Source organism: Eubacteriaceae bacterium ES3 (assembly GCA_030586155.1).
Lineage (GTDB): Bacteria > Bacillota > Clostridia > Eubacteriales > Eubacteriaceae > Acetobacterium.
Genome location: CP130741.1, coordinates 2075155 through 2091907 on the forward strand (window position 1 = coordinate 2075155; position 16753 = coordinate 2091907).

At 36.6% G+C, this 16753-nt stretch carries 16 protein-coding genes; 5 read left to right on the forward strand and 11 right to left on the reverse strand.

The features are described 5' to 3' along the window. Positions 1-149 precede the first annotated feature (149 nt). The 4 genes from Q5O24_09475 to Q5O24_09490 form a co-directional block, all read right to left on the reverse strand. Positions 150-602, reverse strand: coding sequence for a hypothetical protein (locus Q5O24_09475; GenBank protein ID WKY46610.1), 453 nt, complete (start codon positions 600-602; stop codon positions 150-152). Beyond that, positions 592-1518 (reverse strand): phosphodiester glycosidase family protein, encoded by a 927-nt coding sequence (locus Q5O24_09480; GenBank protein WKY46611.1) that lies wholly within the window; start codon positions 1516-1518, stop codon positions 592-594. The genes Q5O24_09475 and Q5O24_09480 overlap by 11 nt, the downstream gene beginning before the upstream one ends. Then, positions 1515-2573, reverse strand: coding sequence for a bifunctional glycosyltransferase family 2/GtrA family protein (locus Q5O24_09485; protein ID WKY46612.1), 1059 nt, complete (start codon positions 2571-2573; stop codon positions 1515-1517). Before Q5O24_09485 ends, Q5O24_09480 begins: the two co-directional genes overlap by 4 nt. Positions 2574-2833: 260 nt before the next feature. Beyond that, a complete protein-coding gene (locus Q5O24_09490) occupies positions 2834-3823 on the reverse strand; it encodes a guanosine polyphosphate pyrophosphohydrolase (GenBank protein ID WKY46613.1) in 990 nt (329 codons plus the stop codon). Positions 3824-3949: 126 nt separating this feature from the next. On the opposite strand from Q5O24_09490, the gene Q5O24_09495 reads away from it, so the two are divergent. The 3 genes from Q5O24_09495 (at position 3950) to Q5O24_09505 (ending at position 6833) form a co-directional block, all read left to right on the forward strand. Further along, positions 3950-4450 (forward strand): hypothetical protein, encoded by a 501-nt coding sequence (locus tag Q5O24_09495; protein ID WKY46614.1) that lies wholly within the window; start codon positions 3950-3952, stop codon positions 4448-4450. A 211-nt stretch (positions 4451-4661) separates the two neighbouring features. Next, positions 4662-5207, forward strand: a complete 546-nt coding sequence (locus Q5O24_09500; protein WKY46615.1) for a flavoprotein — start codon at positions 4662-4664, stop codon at positions 5205-5207. A 165-nt stretch (positions 5208-5372) separates the two neighbouring features. Further along, a complete protein-coding gene (locus Q5O24_09505) occupies positions 5373-6833 on the forward strand; it encodes a hypothetical protein (GenBank protein ID WKY49242.1) in 1461 nt (486 codons plus the stop codon). Between the two features lie 111 nt (positions 6834-6944). Here Q5O24_09505 and Q5O24_09510 read toward each other — a convergent pair whose 3' ends face one another. From Q5O24_09510 to Q5O24_09535, 6 genes are all read right to left on the reverse strand, one after another. Next, entirely contained in the window at positions 6945-7820 is an 876-nt protein-coding gene (locus tag Q5O24_09510) for an NAD(P)/FAD-dependent oxidoreductase (protein ID WKY46616.1), read from the reverse strand. Between the two features lie 284 nt (positions 7821-8104). Beyond that, positions 8105-9376: a 4Fe-4S dicluster domain-containing protein gene (locus Q5O24_09515; GenBank protein ID WKY46617.1), complete on the reverse strand. Its 1272-nt coding sequence runs from the start codon at positions 9374-9376 to the stop codon at positions 8105-8107. 37 nt (positions 9377-9413) lie between these two features. Continuing rightward, positions 9414-9890 (reverse strand): pyridoxamine 5'-phosphate oxidase family protein, encoded by a 477-nt coding sequence (locus Q5O24_09520; GenBank protein ID WKY46618.1) that lies wholly within the window; start codon positions 9888-9890, stop codon positions 9414-9416. 49 nt (positions 9891-9939) lie between these two features. Continuing rightward, positions 9940-10839: a hypothetical protein gene (locus tag Q5O24_09525; GenBank protein ID WKY46619.1), complete on the reverse strand. Its 900-nt coding sequence runs from the start codon at positions 10837-10839 to the stop codon at positions 9940-9942. Next, positions 10832-11851, reverse strand: a complete 1020-nt coding sequence (locus tag Q5O24_09530) for a hypothetical protein (GenBank protein ID WKY46620.1) — start codon at positions 11849-11851, stop codon at positions 10832-10834. The genes Q5O24_09525 and Q5O24_09530 overlap by 8 nt, the downstream gene beginning before the upstream one ends. Before the next feature lie 53 nt (positions 11852-11904). Beyond that, positions 11905-13794, reverse strand: coding sequence for a GGDEF domain-containing protein (locus Q5O24_09535; protein ID WKY46621.1), 1890 nt, complete (start codon positions 13792-13794; stop codon positions 11905-11907). A gap of 547 nt (positions 13795-14341) precedes the next feature. Between Q5O24_09535 and Q5O24_09540 the strand changes: the two genes are divergently transcribed. Continuing rightward, positions 14342-15631 carry an APC family permease gene (locus Q5O24_09540; GenBank protein ID WKY46622.1) on the forward strand — a complete coding sequence of 430 codons (1290 nt, stop codon included), beginning with the start codon at positions 14342-14344 and terminating at the stop codon, positions 15629-15631. Between the two features lie 82 nt (positions 15632-15713). Here Q5O24_09540 and Q5O24_09545 read toward each other — a convergent pair whose 3' ends face one another. Beyond that, the gene (locus Q5O24_09545) at positions 15714-16097 is read right to left on the reverse strand and encodes a helix-turn-helix domain-containing protein (protein WKY46623.1); all 384 of its coding nucleotides are present in this window, start codon (positions 16095-16097) and stop codon (positions 15714-15716) included. Between the two features lie 166 nt (positions 16098-16263). Here Q5O24_09545 and Q5O24_09550 point away from each other — a divergent pair, with 166 nt between their 5' ends. Beyond that, positions 16264-16659, forward strand: a complete 396-nt coding sequence (locus Q5O24_09550; protein ID WKY46624.1) for a hypothetical protein — start codon at positions 16264-16266, stop codon at positions 16657-16659. Positions 16660-16753 lie beyond the last annotated feature (94 nt).

Sequence of the window (16753 nt, forward strand, 5' to 3'; positions counted from 1 at the left end):
TCTATTTACAAAGTACTCTTTTAACTCAGCCGCAATAATATAAACAATTGAAATTAAACCGATTGAGTGATTTTGAAAATCTTAAAAAGAAAAGATATCAAAATGAGCCAATTTCATTTAAGTAACTGTGTCATTCGATATCTTTTTATTTATGATTTATCTCGTACTATATCTCTTGATCTTACTTTTTCAACCTGTTTCTGAGAATTACGCTGCATAATAATTGCCACTGACATCACGATAACAGAAAGTCCAACCATACTAAAGCCAACTATGAAAAAATACTTCTGATAGTCAGAACCTGTACCGGCAATCTCTAGAATACCGGATAAAAAACTGCCAACTGTTAAGGTTGCAATCCCGGAATTATAGAGATTATTGAGCAAACGGTATGCCTTTGACTTAATTAAACTGGGTAGTGATTTATATAACCCTATATAAAACAGTGATCCCCCCAACAATGTATAGAGAAACATGTATGTCATATATGGAGAATGCACACCATGACCAAACAAACCATATATGCAGTTTATTCCGATCAGCAGCGCTGAAATAATGGCATATACCAGAGATGTTTTAACCATCTGATTCTTAATATCCAATGTAAACAATGTCGCTGACCTCCCTTTCTTCAATCGTTTTCCCGCTCGTTGGCTGATTAATCACTTCTCCGTTAAAGACCATTGTTGAAGAGCCACCACCATCAAGATTGTAAGCCACTGTGCATCCCTGTTCCTGCATAACAGTTGCCAGTTCTTCTAGTGACAAACCCGCACTTTCATCAGTTCGGCCATCTGATACAATGATGATATAATGCCCCTCGGAAATCTGACCGATTGCCGTTCTCGGATTACTGGTCATCGCTTTGTCAACTTCACTGTTTTGATCAACGACAATTACACCGTTCTCAATCAGTGCTGGACCAAATGAAAGGATCTGGCTGATACTGTCTGTATCAAATGAATCTATAGAGATTTCACTTTCATTGATGATCGAAAGATTTCCATCATCATCTACTACAAGTGCCTGATCATCGCCTGATTCTCTGGCCACGTCGCGATAGACAACTCCGTTTCTTAGGACATATCCGTCATCTCTAAATCCATAGTAATCACCGTTGATGGCAAAGATCGCATCCACACTGTCAGCTATTTCAGAAGTTGTCGCTTTAATATTACGTCCATAGGTATTTCCTGCTAAGGCAGTTTTCAAAAGACTTGGATCTTCAAGTTCAATGTCGGCAATATAAATAGTTGAATCATACTCTTCAATTACACTAATAGTAATGCTGATTTCTTCATCCTGATAAGAATTTTCTGTAATCACTGCACCACTTGTCTCATTTAAAGTCGCTGAATCCAGAGTTTCTGTAGAAACTCCCGTGTCAATGTTTGTATCTACGACAGCATAAGCCTTTTCTATTACAAAGCTATCTAACATTACAAATATAAAACACCCCGTTAAAAGAACGCTGTAAATAATCGCCCACCAGTAGGGTTTTGAAAGATTTTTTTTCAATGGAAGCGGATCTCCTTTCTTTTTTCAGTAAAAATCAGATTTCTCTGAACAAAATAACTAATAATAAATAAACTGCTATCCACGAATATTTTTAGAATACTCAAATGTATCGTGAAAATACTCAAACTGCTGACAAAAAACCAGCTCAAAAACATTTGTGAAGTAAAGAGAATCATATACTTCAGCAATTCTTTTCCTTTGTGTTCTGCTGACCTAAAAACCCAGTGCTTATTTATCAAAAAATTAATACCTCCAGAAATAATTCGTGCCATAATTGTTGCAGCCAAAATGCCAGTTGACGACGTCGTAAATGCGAAAACCATAAACAATGCAAATAGCGAATTATCAATGATTGCTGAAATCAGCGAAGATAAACTGAATTTTAAAATATTAAAATAAATTCTTGCAGAGTCCTTGATTGCATGAAAATGTGAAGATTTGTTTTCATCGATATAGACTGTTTCAATGGGAACTTCTCTTATTTCATATTGGGCTCTGCCAGCTTCCATCAGAAAATTCATTTCATATTCATAACGATCTCCTGGTACAGCTAATGCAATTTTTGCCATTTTGGCTGGAATTCCTCTTAGTCCCGTCTGGGTATCCCTACATTTTCGACCAGTGCTCAAAAGATATGCCAGTGAAGTAATTCGATTGCCCCATCGACTTTTAAACGGCACCTGTTTTCCGCTAAAATTTCGTGACCCCAAAATAATCTGGTCACCGCTCTTCACAAGTTCATCAGCGATTTTTTCGATATCATCCGGTTTATGCTGTCCGTCAGAATCAGCCGTTACAACACCGCAAGTTTCTGGATACTTTTGCATAGCAAAAGCAATCCCTGTTTTTAGAGCTGCCCCTTTTCCCCTATTTTCCAGATGCTGACAAAAATTAACATGGACTTTTTTCTTGATTATATCAAAGATGACTTCACTTTCGACTCCACTACCATCATCCACAACGACCATATTAAAATTTTTTTCTATTAATTCATCAACTAATATAACTAGGCGTTTATCGGGTTTATAGGCAGGAATAATCACTATCGGTCTCATTATTACGACCTCCTGGTATTTTTTATTATTAACATCATAGCTCCATAATGTGACTGATAAGTGATTGTATCTTGAATTTGTTCCGGTTGAAGAAAGTATTAAGTTTCCTAGTTCGTATTACCTTTAAAATGAACCTAAAAAAACAATGAGCTACGTTTTGTTAAGTAAACACAACGTCTCTCATTGCCTCCTCGAAATATTAACCTGTCTAAAATTTAGCATTCAATATGCAATATGTATCCTTGAAAATCAGCCTTAACTTAATCAACAATGTCATTTTGGAATCTTGACAAATGCTCAAAAGGCAGAATTTGCCGACCTCGAAAAAGTCCGCAACCATCATTAATCAGAGAGTTATTCATAGCCGAAAACATATTGACATCTAATTTAGACAATTCCAGCTGCTGTAAGGCGATTCCTCTTTCATAGGCATCATCAAAATAAATATTTTCCCCTACAGGAATGGCATCCCGTCTAGCTCTTTCACTTTCCTGACGTTTTTCATAACCCAAATGATTTGCTGGTCCAATTTCGGCAAAATCATCCATTTCTTTAGTCCGCAGTTGAACTTCCACATAGCAACGAGCAATAATATCATAAAAAGTTATATGCAAAGACTGATAACCGTTCGACTCGGAATTGACAATATAGTCTCGATAATATGGCCTAACCGACTCATCCAATAAATGTGAATTTTCCTGTCCCGATAGTGCTGCTAACTCAGCTGAAAAACCTCTTTCTTCCAAAAATCCAGGCAATTGGTTAGCGACTTTATATAAATACTTTAATTCTTCTTCACTAATATTCTGCCCTTCTTTAAGATGACATTTTGGTAAAGATATCACAATTCTGTAGGCGATCAGATCGCGAAAACAACCCAAGGCACTTTTTAATTCCGGTAATGACGGATAATTGCCATGTTTAATATAATACTCATAAATATATTCGACTATATAACCATTAAATTTCGACTCGGCACGGATTAACGACTTTATTCGTCCTTTAAAAGTAAAAGCCAGAAAATCGTAATCGGTAGCCATTAGTTTATAAAACTCCCTTATTCGCTGCGATTGAGAAGTCAAGAAATCGTTATGTTGGAGAAGCTCAGCAATTTGAAGTAAAAAATTACAGTGCACCAGATCGATCTGATTATGAGTCTCCTTTGCAGAATGTTTCAAATCTTCGGAATACCTTTGTAAAATCCTTAGGACTGTATCACCTGAATATAAATAATCATTTAATTTTTTCATTTAACTTATTGCATCAAATTATTGATGCTATCCTTTCATGTCTTATGTCTACGTTACATATTGTCATTTTTCATGCTATAATTATAGTCTAAACAAGATATTTTTCAATTTAGAAAGAAGATATTTATGGAAAAAATAATCATTAACGACCTGATGCAAAGAGGCCACTACTACCTGACCGAACCTTGCGGTAAAAATTTCCATCCAGAGTTTAAACCTGAGCTAACCCCAAAGGAACTCTTAGAACTTGGAATCTTCGGGGGAAAATACATGACAGACTGCCAGCGTGAATTTCCTGATGACTGGTTTTCTAAAGCTAAACTTTCACCCGCTTTTAAAAATATCTCATTGAATTACTTTGGTGTCGATGCTTCACTCCCATTAAGTGTCTGGCAAAAAAAGGGCTGGATTCACCCAGCTGATCCCCGCGGCTGGTTTCAATGGTACTGTCGCTATTATCTGGGAAGACGCTTTCCCGAAGAGGACCTAAGACAAATTAAGCGCTGGAAGGCCATCCGTCGTCACGCCGGTGCAATTCGCAAAAACTGTGTTCCTTTTGATATGAATTGTCGTAAAAAACAACGACAAGTCCTCCTTCACTGGGCTTATGATTCCCGGAAATTCTAGCTTTCACTTTAAGAAAATTTAGTATAATTGAGCATTCCCTAGCAGTATATCACATTATTTTACATGACGATACCATATATTCAGTTCCGATTCTTTTCTGGGAAGCAATGTAAGCAGGTATCCATTAGGATAAAGGACTCGCAATTTCAATATTAATCGGTTAAAATGATTATTATACAACTAACTCTTATTTTTATTTAAGGAGATATTTATGTTAAAATATAAAACCATCACACTCGGTATCACCGCCTGCAGTCCGGCTATAAAAGCACTTGACCTAATTACAGAATTACGGAAACTTGGGGCTTGTGTTCATGTAATTATGACTCCAAATGCCGTTAATTTTGTCTCGCCGCTGCTTATTCAGCGAGAAGCCGGGACACCCGTATTAATCGAACAGTTTGAACTCCCAAAAGTTTATGATTCTAATCATCAATCAATAGCCGCTCAATCCAACTTATTTTTGATTGCACCTGCTTCAGCAAATATTCTCGGTAAAGCGGCTAATGGTATAGCCGATAATTTGCTTTCAAGTAAGGTTCTTTCTGCTAAATCACCGATTATGATTGCAACCCACATCAACCCTGCCATGTACAGCAAAAAAAGTGTCCAACGAAACGTAACTCAGTTAAAAGAGGACGGCTTTATCTTTGTCGAACATCCTGATGAAAATATCAAATACGAGAGTTTATTTCCCGGGGTTGAAGCAATCATCAAAGCAGTCGTCAATGAATTGTCTCCCCAAACTCAATTATAAAAGTAAGCTATAAATTAATTGCTTAATTATTTTTGCTTGATTAACAATCTTTATTTTGAAAGGAGAATGGAATACAGTTATATTTAGTAGTGGACCAACTGGTCGTCAATCAACTATATCTGCGGTCTTTGTTTATGATTAAAAAGGAGGAATTAAGTGAATTTTATGAGAACGTTATCTATTTCTGTTTTAGCACTTTTAATGATCTTTTCCGGTTCAACCGTTTGGGCTATCGATACTAACGAAGAAAGTTCGTCCCCCAATGTTACTTACGCAACTCATATCGAGAATTCTGGCTGGCAAAATGCTGTCACCGATGGTGCAATTTCTGGCACCGTTGGCGAGAGTCTTCGCCTCGAAGCTATTACGATTGAAAGTAGCATTGAGGGTGTTGACATAAACTATGAAACTCATATTCAAAATTTAGGCTGGGAATCAGAATACGGAACATCAATCATTTCTAATGGTGACGTATCCGGTACCGAGGGTGAAGGTCTTCGTCTTGAAGCCATTATGATTAATCTGTCTGGTGAAAATGCCGATCAATATGATGTTTATTATGAGGTCCATGCTCAAAACTTCGGCTGGCTCGGCTGGGCTAAAAACGGCCAACCAGCTGGAACCTCAGCATTTGGATACCGTTTAGAAGGTATAAGAATTCTAATCTTACCTTCTGGCTCTGATGCACCTGGTGACACCGAAAATGCCTATGTGCGACGCGAATTTACAGACATGGAAGAAGCTCAGACCTATTTAAAACAAATGACCAACTCAAGCTATGAAGAGTATACTTACCAGGGATACGATTCATCAAAAGGCTATGAATTTGTCTGTCAATCAACCGGCTCACAACCACATTCATTCGTCGTATCACCCAAAGGTAGCGTTTATGATCCCCTAGGCAAATATTATCGTGTGAAAATAGTTGGCGATGAAACACTGCCTTATGTTTGCAGCAGCGACGAAGCAAGTATTTATCTGGCAGAATTTTTGTCATCTTACAGTGACGGCACTTACGAAGAATTTACTTATCAGGGATATGATGAAAGCAAAGGTTACAGCTTTTTGGGAATCATAACTGGGGCTCAAGAAAGACCTTATTATGTATCTCCTGCTGGCAGCATTTATGATGGATTCAAAAATGAATACATCGTTGCAATTGTTGGCGACGAAACTTTACCTGCAATAGTTGACTCAACTGAAGCAGTACAGTACCTCAGCGATTTTTTTAATGACTCCACTTATGAGTCATTTTCTTATCAGAGTTATGACGAATCCAATGGATATGTTATTCTGGCGAAAAATGCTGACGAAGAACATCTTTACTATGTTTCTCCCATTGGAAGTATCTTTGATATAACACACAACCGCTTTGTTTATTATATCGCTACGGGACAAACCGTCTCACTTGAAACCGATCAGGACCGCATTGAATATTTAAACGCCTATTTAAAATCCTGTTATGAATATGTACCAGGAATTACGACTAAATGTATCGGTTGGGAGTCTGAATCCGGACGTGTTATTTACGGAAGCCAAGAGCGAAATGGTGTTCTTCATGATGCCTACGAATATGTTGTTTATAACAATGGCAACATCAAACTTAACTATGCTCCGGTCGGCTGATACATCCAGATTGGACAACTAAGGCTACAAAATAAATTGTTTAACCCGTATGCTAATTATCAGCGAATGAGCTGATAAAACATACGGGTTATATTCTTTTTATTATTTTATTCAGGCACTTTTTTGCACCGATAAACTGCGAATATATTCAATTGCCTCTGTTCCAGCCTTTGCACCTTCGTATACCGCTTTTGAAATTTGAAGCAAACCGCCAGTACAATCACCGGCTGCAAATACTCCTGGAATATTAGTTGCCATATTTTCATCAGTCAAAACTAGTCTGTCCGCGGTTGCAACCCCAAGTTTAACAGCCAGATCAGCACTTCCTGCTACACCAAGAGCAACGAAAAAGCCTGATAGTGAAAGCGACGTTCCATCATCAAAAACAACCGATTCAAGCGACACATCGCCCTCCAGAAAACTTATCTTTCTTTTGTTGATTTTAATATTGTCAGGAATTATTGTAGTCGGTTCTTTTCCGTTTGTTAGAATAGTAACCGAGCGGGCAACAGAAACAAGTTCCAATGCTTCGTGCACCGCATAATCGCCTGTTCCTAAAACAGCAACGTCATTTCCCCGATGAAAAAAACCATCACAGGCAGCACAATAACTTACTCCCCGGCCTTCAAATTCCAATAAATTCTCTACTCTTGGCTTTGCTCTCGATGAACCAGTTGCCAGAATAATACTGTCTGCAGCATATTCATTATTTTTGGTTTGAACGATTTTTTTACTTCCATATGTAAAACTAAGCACCTCATCAGTTATCACCTGAGCTCCAAGCCTTTTAATATTTTTTATCCCATTATTGACCAGAGTTTTTCCAGCAACTGGCTCTCCAAAACCATAGTAGTTTTCTATTTCTGTTGCCTTTTCCAATGCCCCGAAGTCTTTTCCGATAATCGTTGTATCAATTCCCGCTCTTGTAGTATAGAGACCTGCTGAAATACCGGCTGGTCCATTTCCTATTATGATAACATTTGACATATTGATTACCACCTTTTTAAATGTATTTAATATTGATAGTATAACAATTCATTAATTTGTATTCTGTGATGATGTCACAGAGCTAAAAGGCAGCTAGAGTTAAAACTTCTTAGAATTCCGTATAAAATCACTTAAATATTATCACTAACTTGGAACCAAGAGGAGAAAACATTGAAGAAAGAAAAAGGAGAATTTCGCTCCTTAGAAAAATAGGAATTGAGAACGGAGCAATAGTTTTATTCGTTGCTTCCGAAAAGATCAGATACTGCTTCATTTTTTTTTATTTACTTTTTTGACCATAATAACTTATCCAAATAAATTGATTTGAACTGTTTACTGGCCAAAATCTGTTTGATGGGAGGCAATTTTAGAATCACACCAAATACTGCTGCCATTGCACGATGGCTGGCAAACGCCTGATTATCAAAAATAAGATTTTGAAGTGTTCCTTTTTCAATGGCCTGTAGCACAAACCGATGCGTGCTGTTGACAGGGGTGATAACTTGTATCTCTCTTCGTTCTAAATGAATAGCCTTTTTCGGACAACTTCTGACACAAATGCCGCAACCTAAACAAATACCTTGATCTACCTCAGCTATATCCTTCCCCTCTTGCTTATTCTTCATGGCAATTGCCAACACTGGACAGACTTTTTCGCATTTACCACACCCGATACACTCCTCTGAAATAACAGGTATATAATTGGTAGTGGCCACAGGCTGCATGGGACTAAACTTTCTTGCGGCCTGTAAGGCTTCACAGCAACAACCACAACAATTGCAGATAAATGCTGGATGTTCCCGCACATTTTCTCCCATTTGTACCAGATTGGCAGCATAAGAACGTTCCAGCACATCCATTGCCTCAACTTTGTCAATTAACCTGGCATGCTGACCATTATCTGCCAGAGAGCGGGCAACATTCCCAAAAGTAAGACAAACATCTAAGGGAGCATCAATCTCACATGAATGTCCTGTGTGTAACATTTTATGTCGACAGTAACAAGTTCCGAGTCCAATATGAGTGGCTTCTTCAACTATATGACTGGCCTTTTCATAATCTAAAATATGAATGGTGTGTTCCGTTGTCAGAACAGGTTCCTGAACATAAACCCGACCAAGAAATGTTTCAGTTGCGTAAAAAAGATCTTTAACAAAGTCTTCTTCAACATTCATATACTGATAATATAACTCACTTAAATACTTCTGATTTATATCTCCTCTTGTACGCATCAAAGCAAACTCAATAAAACCAGCCATCGGAGGTGGCATTACAAATTGCCGTTGGCCTTCATAAAAGGAATCTACCAGCAGTGCTTTCTCGCACAGACGCTCCAAAAACACTTCGGCTTCCAGCTCACTGATATTCCAGATTTTGCCAGCTTTCTTTGCCGTAAATGGACGAACAGGCAACAATGCAACTTTTTTTGCTTCCTCTTGTGTATACAAAACCTGCAATATTTTATACAAGCTTTCTGTGGGTGGGGCGCCCTGGGTAAACCAGTTAATTCTTTCTTCAAGATTCTTATATGCATCTTTACTCGTTATATGTCCCATTAAATTTCCTTTCCAATACCCGAACTCTCTTTCTTATTTACTTTTCATTTACCAGCTTGCCAGTCATATGCTCAATTTCAATGGCAAAAAGCTGTGTGCGATCAAGAGCATGAGCGATTCCTTCTTCAACCTCTTCACGAGTCGGATAGTACTTCAAAGCAAGCTTGCGAACTTTATCTTCCTTGATTTCACTATCTTCAATAAGCTTTGCTCGACCAAAAACGATGACGCTGGTAACATTCCATTCCCAGGCCCCCTCTTTTTTAAAGCCGCTATCCCAAGTGGTAAAACAGACCTTATCACATTTTTTTATCGCCTCAAACTTATGTCCTTCTTTAGCGCCATGAAAATAAATACGATTATCTTTTTCATCATAGTAAAAATTAATGGGCAGTGCGTATGGATAACCATTAGTCCCTATGACTGAAAAAGTTCCTCTTTTTTCCTCTAATAAGATCTTCCTGCATTCAGACTCTGATACAGCCTGTTTAAATCTTCTCATTTTATGAAACATTTTCTCGCCTCCTAAAAAATAATACGCTTAACCATTCTTTTATATAGATTTATTTTTCTTTATCCTCAGCTACAATCTCTTTGATTTTATTATTCAGGTCATTTTCATCTTTCATCATATGACCTTCTGGAAAAATTGTTGTGAGATAATGCTGTGCAAATGGAAAACAGCACGATTCATAAGGCTTCATACCAGGTTTAATAAAACCAAATTCAAGATGATTGATTTGAATCTGATCTGGATGAATATGTTGTGCACACTTCATTTCCATCGGATCAAAAATAAGTCCAAAGGGATCTTTTCCACTATTATTAAGTTCTCCGGAATAATCAATAGATAAATTCCCTTCAATCCAAAGCTTTTGATTCAAAAAGATACAATTGCTTCTATTCACATCAACGACTAAATCGATTTTAGTACTGCTTTTTTTACTTTCTATGTCACAGATAATATTTCCGTCATAAGAAGTCGTAAATACTGATTTGTTAAGTGTTTCCGGTAAAAACCCTTTTCCCGGATCATAATGAAAAGTATTGGATTCGTAATCACCAATCAACCAGGATATTAAGCCGTTATCCTTATTCCTGGCAATGATATACAACTCAAATCGAGAGCCCCAAAAAACACTGGTATGTACATTGAAACACCCTATAATGGCACAATTTTTTCTTTCCGAATGATCAAATATCGAGATAGGTACCAGCTCGTAATTATCCGGCAGGTAATCTTTAACCATTTCCTCAGTTATTTCGTATGCCAGAAAAAAGCTGTACGGTTCTACGACAAATCCCATATAATCATTATTTTTGATATTCAGATTAATAATAAAATTTTGCAGAAATTTCGGCAACTTCAATAATTTTTTTGCATTATTGGAAGTCTCCGCTATGCCATTAGGTGTAATCTTTTTCTCAGTATATTTAATAAATTGAAGGGTCTCTTTATTCATGTGAATACGCTCCTTGTTTGGTGGCCTTTTGCTTTTTCAAAAACACTTTCATCGCTATATGGTATGAGCCAACTATTACAAAAACGAGGCCATAGAGAATAACCGGAATCCAAAAAATTTGGTGGATTTGGGATATTTGCTGTCCTGTTCCTAATATACCACTATAAACAATAATTGCAACGGCTAAATAAGCCAGGGTAAATCCAATCCGCAATGACTTCCATCTTACAACCCCATACATTTGGGTAACAATGAACATCATGGCAAAGCCAAACAGAAACATACTCCACAGCGTTTGACCGGCTTGGAGTGCTATAACAGTCCCATGCAATGTGACAAAAACCTCGAGTATTGTGACCCATTTTATATTAATATGAATTTTTGTATATGCAAAAGACATTTGCAACATCAGCAGAAACATATAGAAAAAGCCAAGCAAATGGCCCCATGTATTTTCCATCGGATGAAACCAGAAGGTATAAATTGCTGCCCAGGCAATAAAATAACCATGGGTTTTTGCTATACCAGAAACAGCAATTGCAGACAAAGGTACCTTTTTACCAAAGAATAAGCCGCGTCGCCCATTTAGTAAAATCAGCATAAAAACAAGCATGACAATAACGGAATATTGAGAAGATGCTACTGGGACAAATTGCGCCAGACCATCATAAAAGAATTGCGTTTGAAATACGTGCAGAATAATAAAAACACCATTGGCAATCAGTAGAGCTACATTATATTTTCCAATTGTGTCTTTTTGAAGATTATGTTTTTCATGCTGAAGTTTGTAGATAAAAAACCATACTAAAATCTGATGAATTCCATAACAGAGCCACATCGTCACGGTAGCCCAAAGGCTAATCTCAGGTAATTTCCAGTAATACCAAGCCGCCCCCTGATCTGGTAATAAAGTCTCGCGAAAAGCTCCTAAGCCAGTTCCGAACCATGCAATGATTAGTGTGAAAAGAACCGAACAAATAATTCCAAGGGTAAAAACATTTTTTGTCTTCATATGATTAATCCTTTCATATTTTATTGTCTAACTTTGAATTATTTCAGCTATGCTTATTCTACACTTTTGAAAACGACACGATTTCGCCCCATTTTTTTTGCTTCATAAAGAGCCTTATCTGCCCGATCAATCAATTCATCAGGGGATTCTCCTATTTTATAGGTAGCTACACCAAAGCTGGCTGTTTGTTTAATATCATGTGTAAACAAAGTCTGTTCTAATGCTGCTCTTAATCTTTCCCCAGCTCTGATGGCGTCGTCACTTTCAAGGTTCGGCATTATGATCAAAAATTCTTCACCACCCCAGCGACTTAAAATATCAACATTTCGGATATTATTACTCAAAACCCTTGTTAACTGAATCAATATTTCGTCACCAACATTATGACCAAAAGTATCGTTAACTTTCTTAAAGCTATCTGCATCAATCATTAAAATAGATAATCTCAGATTTTGCTGATTACATTTACTCACTTCACGGACTAGGAGCTTATGTCCTTTCATACGATTATAGACCTGAGTTAAATAATCTCTTTCAGCCAATCGTATTGTTGTCTGGTTAGCCACCTCAAGTTCGTCAGTAACTGCTTTGATAAAATTAACCAGACGGGAAATAATCAGATTGTTCTGATAAATAAATGGATCACTAGAAATTTGTTCTTCCTTTACCTTTTCAATGACTTGTTCCCCGCCGTTAGCTGCATTAGTTTTTGTCTTTGAAAATGAAAGCTGATGCGATTCAACATTATTATTTTTGAAAGCCTCCCTAGCCTCCTGAGCATGTCCACCCTTCAACGTACTCATCGACGATTCGGAAATGTTTTCTTTCATACTCACCGCCACCATTGTCGCATTAAGAATCATCACATTTCTATCAGGAGAATAAATCTCACCGTGCGTATAAAATCCCGACGTTGGTGCAATTTTCTCGAATGCTTTAGTTTCGAGTTCTACTTCACTCTGCAGTAAAAAACGACGACAGGTACAGGAAAAAATAAAAATCGCTTGTGGGTTGAAAGACTGAACCCGTTCTTGGATATCCCTGGCATTTTCAATTATCACTGCCGGATTTCCATAACCGATCCGTGCTGATTCTCCCTGTCTGATGTCTGCCAAAAATTTTATTGCTTTGTCCTCATTAACAGAAATAGGGGTTTTAGCATAAGTAATTCCGTTTCTTTCAACAAGAAGCGGAAATTCCAGAACATTTAAAAAAAAGTTTTCATCATCATGAATATTCAAATAACGGTGATAGACATCAAATGCTGGCTGATCATCAATTGTTTTTAACCACAAACCATCTGTTTCTGTCAAAGTCAATTCTTTACTAAGCGACTCCCAACCCAAATAAGTATGGACTTTGATAAAAATCTCATCTCCTGAAAAGACTAAGGCAACAACTGCATTGGAAGAGAATTGCTGATTTAGAGTAACCAGTGGTTTTTGACCAGTATCATAAACCCCTGCACCTCCTCCGAAAACTGGATAGCTGCCGTTTCTTCCAACCGTAAAACCATATAAAAAATCAGCAACATTTGTTGTAGCAGGAGTAGACATGACTAATATTCCGGCAATCTTATCACAGTCCGTTTCAATTTCTTCCGCGAGTTTTTTTCCTAATGTTTTTTCATTCTGAGCTTCTGTTTCAATGAAATAACTCTGCACTTGAGTTCTTTCCAAAAATAAAAAGGAAAGAATTGTGGTATTTGTCAATAAACGACCTTCTAAGATTTCTCCCATAGAACTTGCGCCAACAATGGTTGCTTGGGGGACAACAGTTCTGATGATTGAATCAATTTCCAAAAACCACTCAGGCTCGTTCTTTGCAGAAAATATTTGAACTATTACAGAACGAGAATCATTGATAAGTGTTGTAATTTCCTTTTCTTTGATCCAATGATTTAATGTTTCTATCTCATGTAAGATCAGGTTCTTATTAATCATTGTCTTTCCTCTTTTCGTCGTGAAGAATTTGAAATTGCTGCCAGAGAACTACCATAATTTTAAGATAATCCATCTACAATTTCAATCATCAGAATATTGAATCTTTAAAAATTATCGTATATCATAGCAAAATTCATTATTATTTACAATATAATTAAATGATAACCTATTATAAATTATTAGTATTTAATAACAAAAAATCTATATTCAGACAAACCAGGTCAATACTTCTTCTACAAAATTTAACGCAATCAATAGATTTCAATATCTACGTTTTAACTAATTGATCAGCCGACTTAAAAATAATTTAGAAGTTGTAATTCATTGTATCTAATATTTTATGCTTCTAAAAAGCTACTTTTATATATATCCTGCTTTCATCTTTAATAACATTTCCAGCTTTTTTAGTTATTGCCACAACATTATTAAAAATTTCATCAGAACAGTTGAAATAGCGGCCATTTCATTAAGTTGCGGACTAAAATGATTAAGGATATAATAAATTATATTTCTTATGGATTATAGCACTGATTTATAGGGGGATTAATTGAAGAAAAAAACTAGAGTTTCACTTATTGGAGCAATTGGCATTGGTATCGGTGGTATGGTTGGAGGAGGAATCTTTGCTGTTTTAGGCCTATCAATCTCATTATCAAAAGGCGGTGCCCCTTTATCCTTTGCTATAGCCGGTTTTATAGCATTTTTAACTGCTTACAGCTACGGTAAACTATCTCTGGAGTATCCCAGTAGTGGCGGTACCGTCAAATTTATTAATAAGGGGTTTGGTAACGGAATCTTTAGCGGAGGGATCAATAACCTACTTTGGATCAGTTATATCATTATGCTGTCTTTATATGCCAGCGCATTTGGAACCTATGCCTCAACCCTTTTTTCTGTAAGTGGAAGTTCCGCTATTGATTATCATATATATGCTACGATGATCATCGTTATTGCCACAGCCATTAACTACTACAGTGTAAAGGTCGTCAGTGAAATTGAGACTTTTGCAGTAGGCATAAAAATGATTATTTTACTGATTTTTGTTGGCGCCGGATTCTATGGACTGACATCATCAAATTATCTTTCTCAACTGTCTGTTCAAAACTGGCCCAATCTATGGAATTTAAGTATCGGTGGAATGGTAATATTTGTTGCTTATGAAGGTTTTGAACTGATCGCCAATGTTTCTCCAGAGATTCAAAATCCAAATAAAAATATTATGCGCGCCTACCTGATTTCAACCATAGCGGTTATTCTGTTATATGTTCTAATTGCGGTCATAACTGTTGGCGGATTGGCATTTTCAGATATTACAAACGCTCAGGACTATGTTCTGGCTGAAGCTGCCAAACCAGTATTTGGAAACATCGGCTTTACGGTTATTGCAGTTGCCGCTTTAATCTCAACTTTTTCAGCAATAAACGCCACTGTTTACGGTGGCTCCAGAGTGAATTATGAAGAAGCAAAGGATGATGAAATGCCAAGAGAATTCACTAAAATGTTCTGGAATGAGCCAATTGGCCTATTTATCACTTCTATTCTGACATTGATACTCGTAAACCTTTTGGATCTGTCAAGTATTTCCACCTCAGGAAGCGCCGGTTTTCTGCTAATCTTTATGTTTGTTAATCTTGTCGTCTTTCGCAAACACAAGGAATTAAAAGCGAACCCATTTATTTCTGCTTTGGCAACTTTTTTATGCGGAAGTGCTTTCCTGGGACTTTTATACCAACAATGGGCTTCTAATAAAAGCGGTGTTATTTTTGCTATAGGTATGATACTACTAAGTTTTTTAATCGAATTTTTATATAAATTTTGGGAAAAGCAAAAGACTTAATCACAATGAAACGATTCTGGAAAAATGACCGCTTCGTCAGTATTTATTATTATGCAATTGAACATAACCCAAAATCATTCGTTTAATCTTCTTTGTTCATTATAAGATGTTTATCCAAATAGCCAGCACCCCAGATTCCCATCCCCTCAATAACATCAACGAATTGTTTTCCTTCTTCTGAAAGATAATATTCTACTTTTGGCGGTACAACATTATATGAATATCGCTCCAGTATGCTATCCTCAACAAGCTCTTTTAACTGACTACTTAAATAGGCTTGCGTCACTTTGGGAATAGCTCTTTTAATTTCAGAAAATCTCATCCTCTTATCTTTTAATAAATAAATGATTAACCATTTCCATTTTCCATTCATTAATCTTTGTGTAATACAGACCGTGCAAATATCCGGTTTTAAACTATCCTCTATTTTACACTCCTCTTCACACATTTGCATATATTGTCCCAAATCATGCCCTCCTAACATTGCAAATAATTACTATAAAATCTCACAGTATGATTTTTTATGCTATACACGTTTTAAATTTGTACTAGTCAATTTCGTACTTCGATTATATAATGTTATTAATTCAAAGTCAATTGACAAAAAACTAATTATGTAAAGGAGAAAAATTATGAGTATTCCACAAAATGTATTAAATTTATTAAATGATCAAGCTGCTACTAAAGTATTATCATCAGTAGGTAAAAATGGTATGCCGCATTCTATTGTTGTAGGTAGTAGTATGTCACCTAACGGTGAAGTTGTCTGCTGTGGTGAAGTCATGATGAAAAAATCATCTGCTAATTTAGCTGAAAACAAAAATGTAGCCGTGTTAGTTACAAAAGATATGGAAGCCTATTTAATCGAGGCAGAAGTTATTGAAAAGCAAACAGAAGGTGAAATGTTTGAAGGCGTAAAAGCTGAACTTGCAAAAATTGGTTTACCAATGAGTGGATTATGGGTATTTAAACCGACTGCTATTTTCAATCAAAGTGCTAATCCTGAAGCTGGAAGCCAAATTTGCTAAAAACTATAAAAAAATAGCAACTATCATGATAATTGCTATTGAACGTTCATACAAACCCGGTTGCAGACCATTAAATCTGTGCCGGGTTTGTATT

Excerpts from the sequence above, each read along its gene's own strand:
- Q5O24_09520 (WKY46618.1), bottom strand. The coding sequence starts at position 9,890 with ATGTTTCATAAAATGAGAAGATTTAAACAGGCTGTATCAGAGTCTGAA.
- Q5O24_09510 (WKY46616.1), bottom strand. The coding sequence starts at position 7,820 with ATGTCAAATGTTATCATAATAGGAAATGGACCAGCCGGTATTTCAGCA.
- Q5O24_09525 (WKY46619.1), bottom strand. The coding sequence starts at position 10,839 with ATGAATAAAGAGACCCTTCAATTTATTAAATATACTGAGAAAAAGATT.
- Q5O24_09485 (WKY46612.1), bottom strand. The coding sequence starts at position 2,573 with ATGAGACCGATAGTGATTATTCCTGCCTATAAACCCGATAAACGCCTA.
- Q5O24_09530 (WKY46620.1), bottom strand. The coding sequence starts at position 11,851 with ATGAAGACAAAAAATGTTTTTACCCTTGGAATTATTTGTTCGGTTCTT.
- Q5O24_09535 (WKY46621.1), bottom strand. The coding sequence starts at position 13,794 with ATGATTAATAAGAACCTGATCTTACATGAGATAGAAACATTAAATCAT.
- Q5O24_09515 (WKY46617.1), bottom strand. The coding sequence starts at position 9,376 with ATGGGACATATAACGAGTAAAGATGCATATAAGAATCTTGAAGAAAGA.
- Q5O24_09505 (WKY49242.1), top strand. The coding sequence starts at position 5,373 with ATGAGAACGTTATCTATTTCTGTTTTAGCACTTTTAATGATCTTTTCC.
- Q5O24_09550 (WKY46624.1), top strand. The coding sequence starts at position 16,264 with ATGAGTATTCCACAAAATGTATTAAATTTATTAAATGATCAAGCTGCT.
- Q5O24_09500 (WKY46615.1), top strand. The coding sequence starts at position 4,662 with ATGTTAAAATATAAAACCATCACACTCGGTATCACCGCCTGCAGTCCG.
- Q5O24_09490 (WKY46613.1), bottom strand. The coding sequence starts at position 3,823 with ATGAAAAAATTAAATGATTATTTATATTCAGGTGATACAGTCCTAAGG.
- Q5O24_09495 (WKY46614.1), top strand. The coding sequence starts at position 3,950 with ATGGAAAAAATAATCATTAACGACCTGATGCAAAGAGGCCACTACTAC.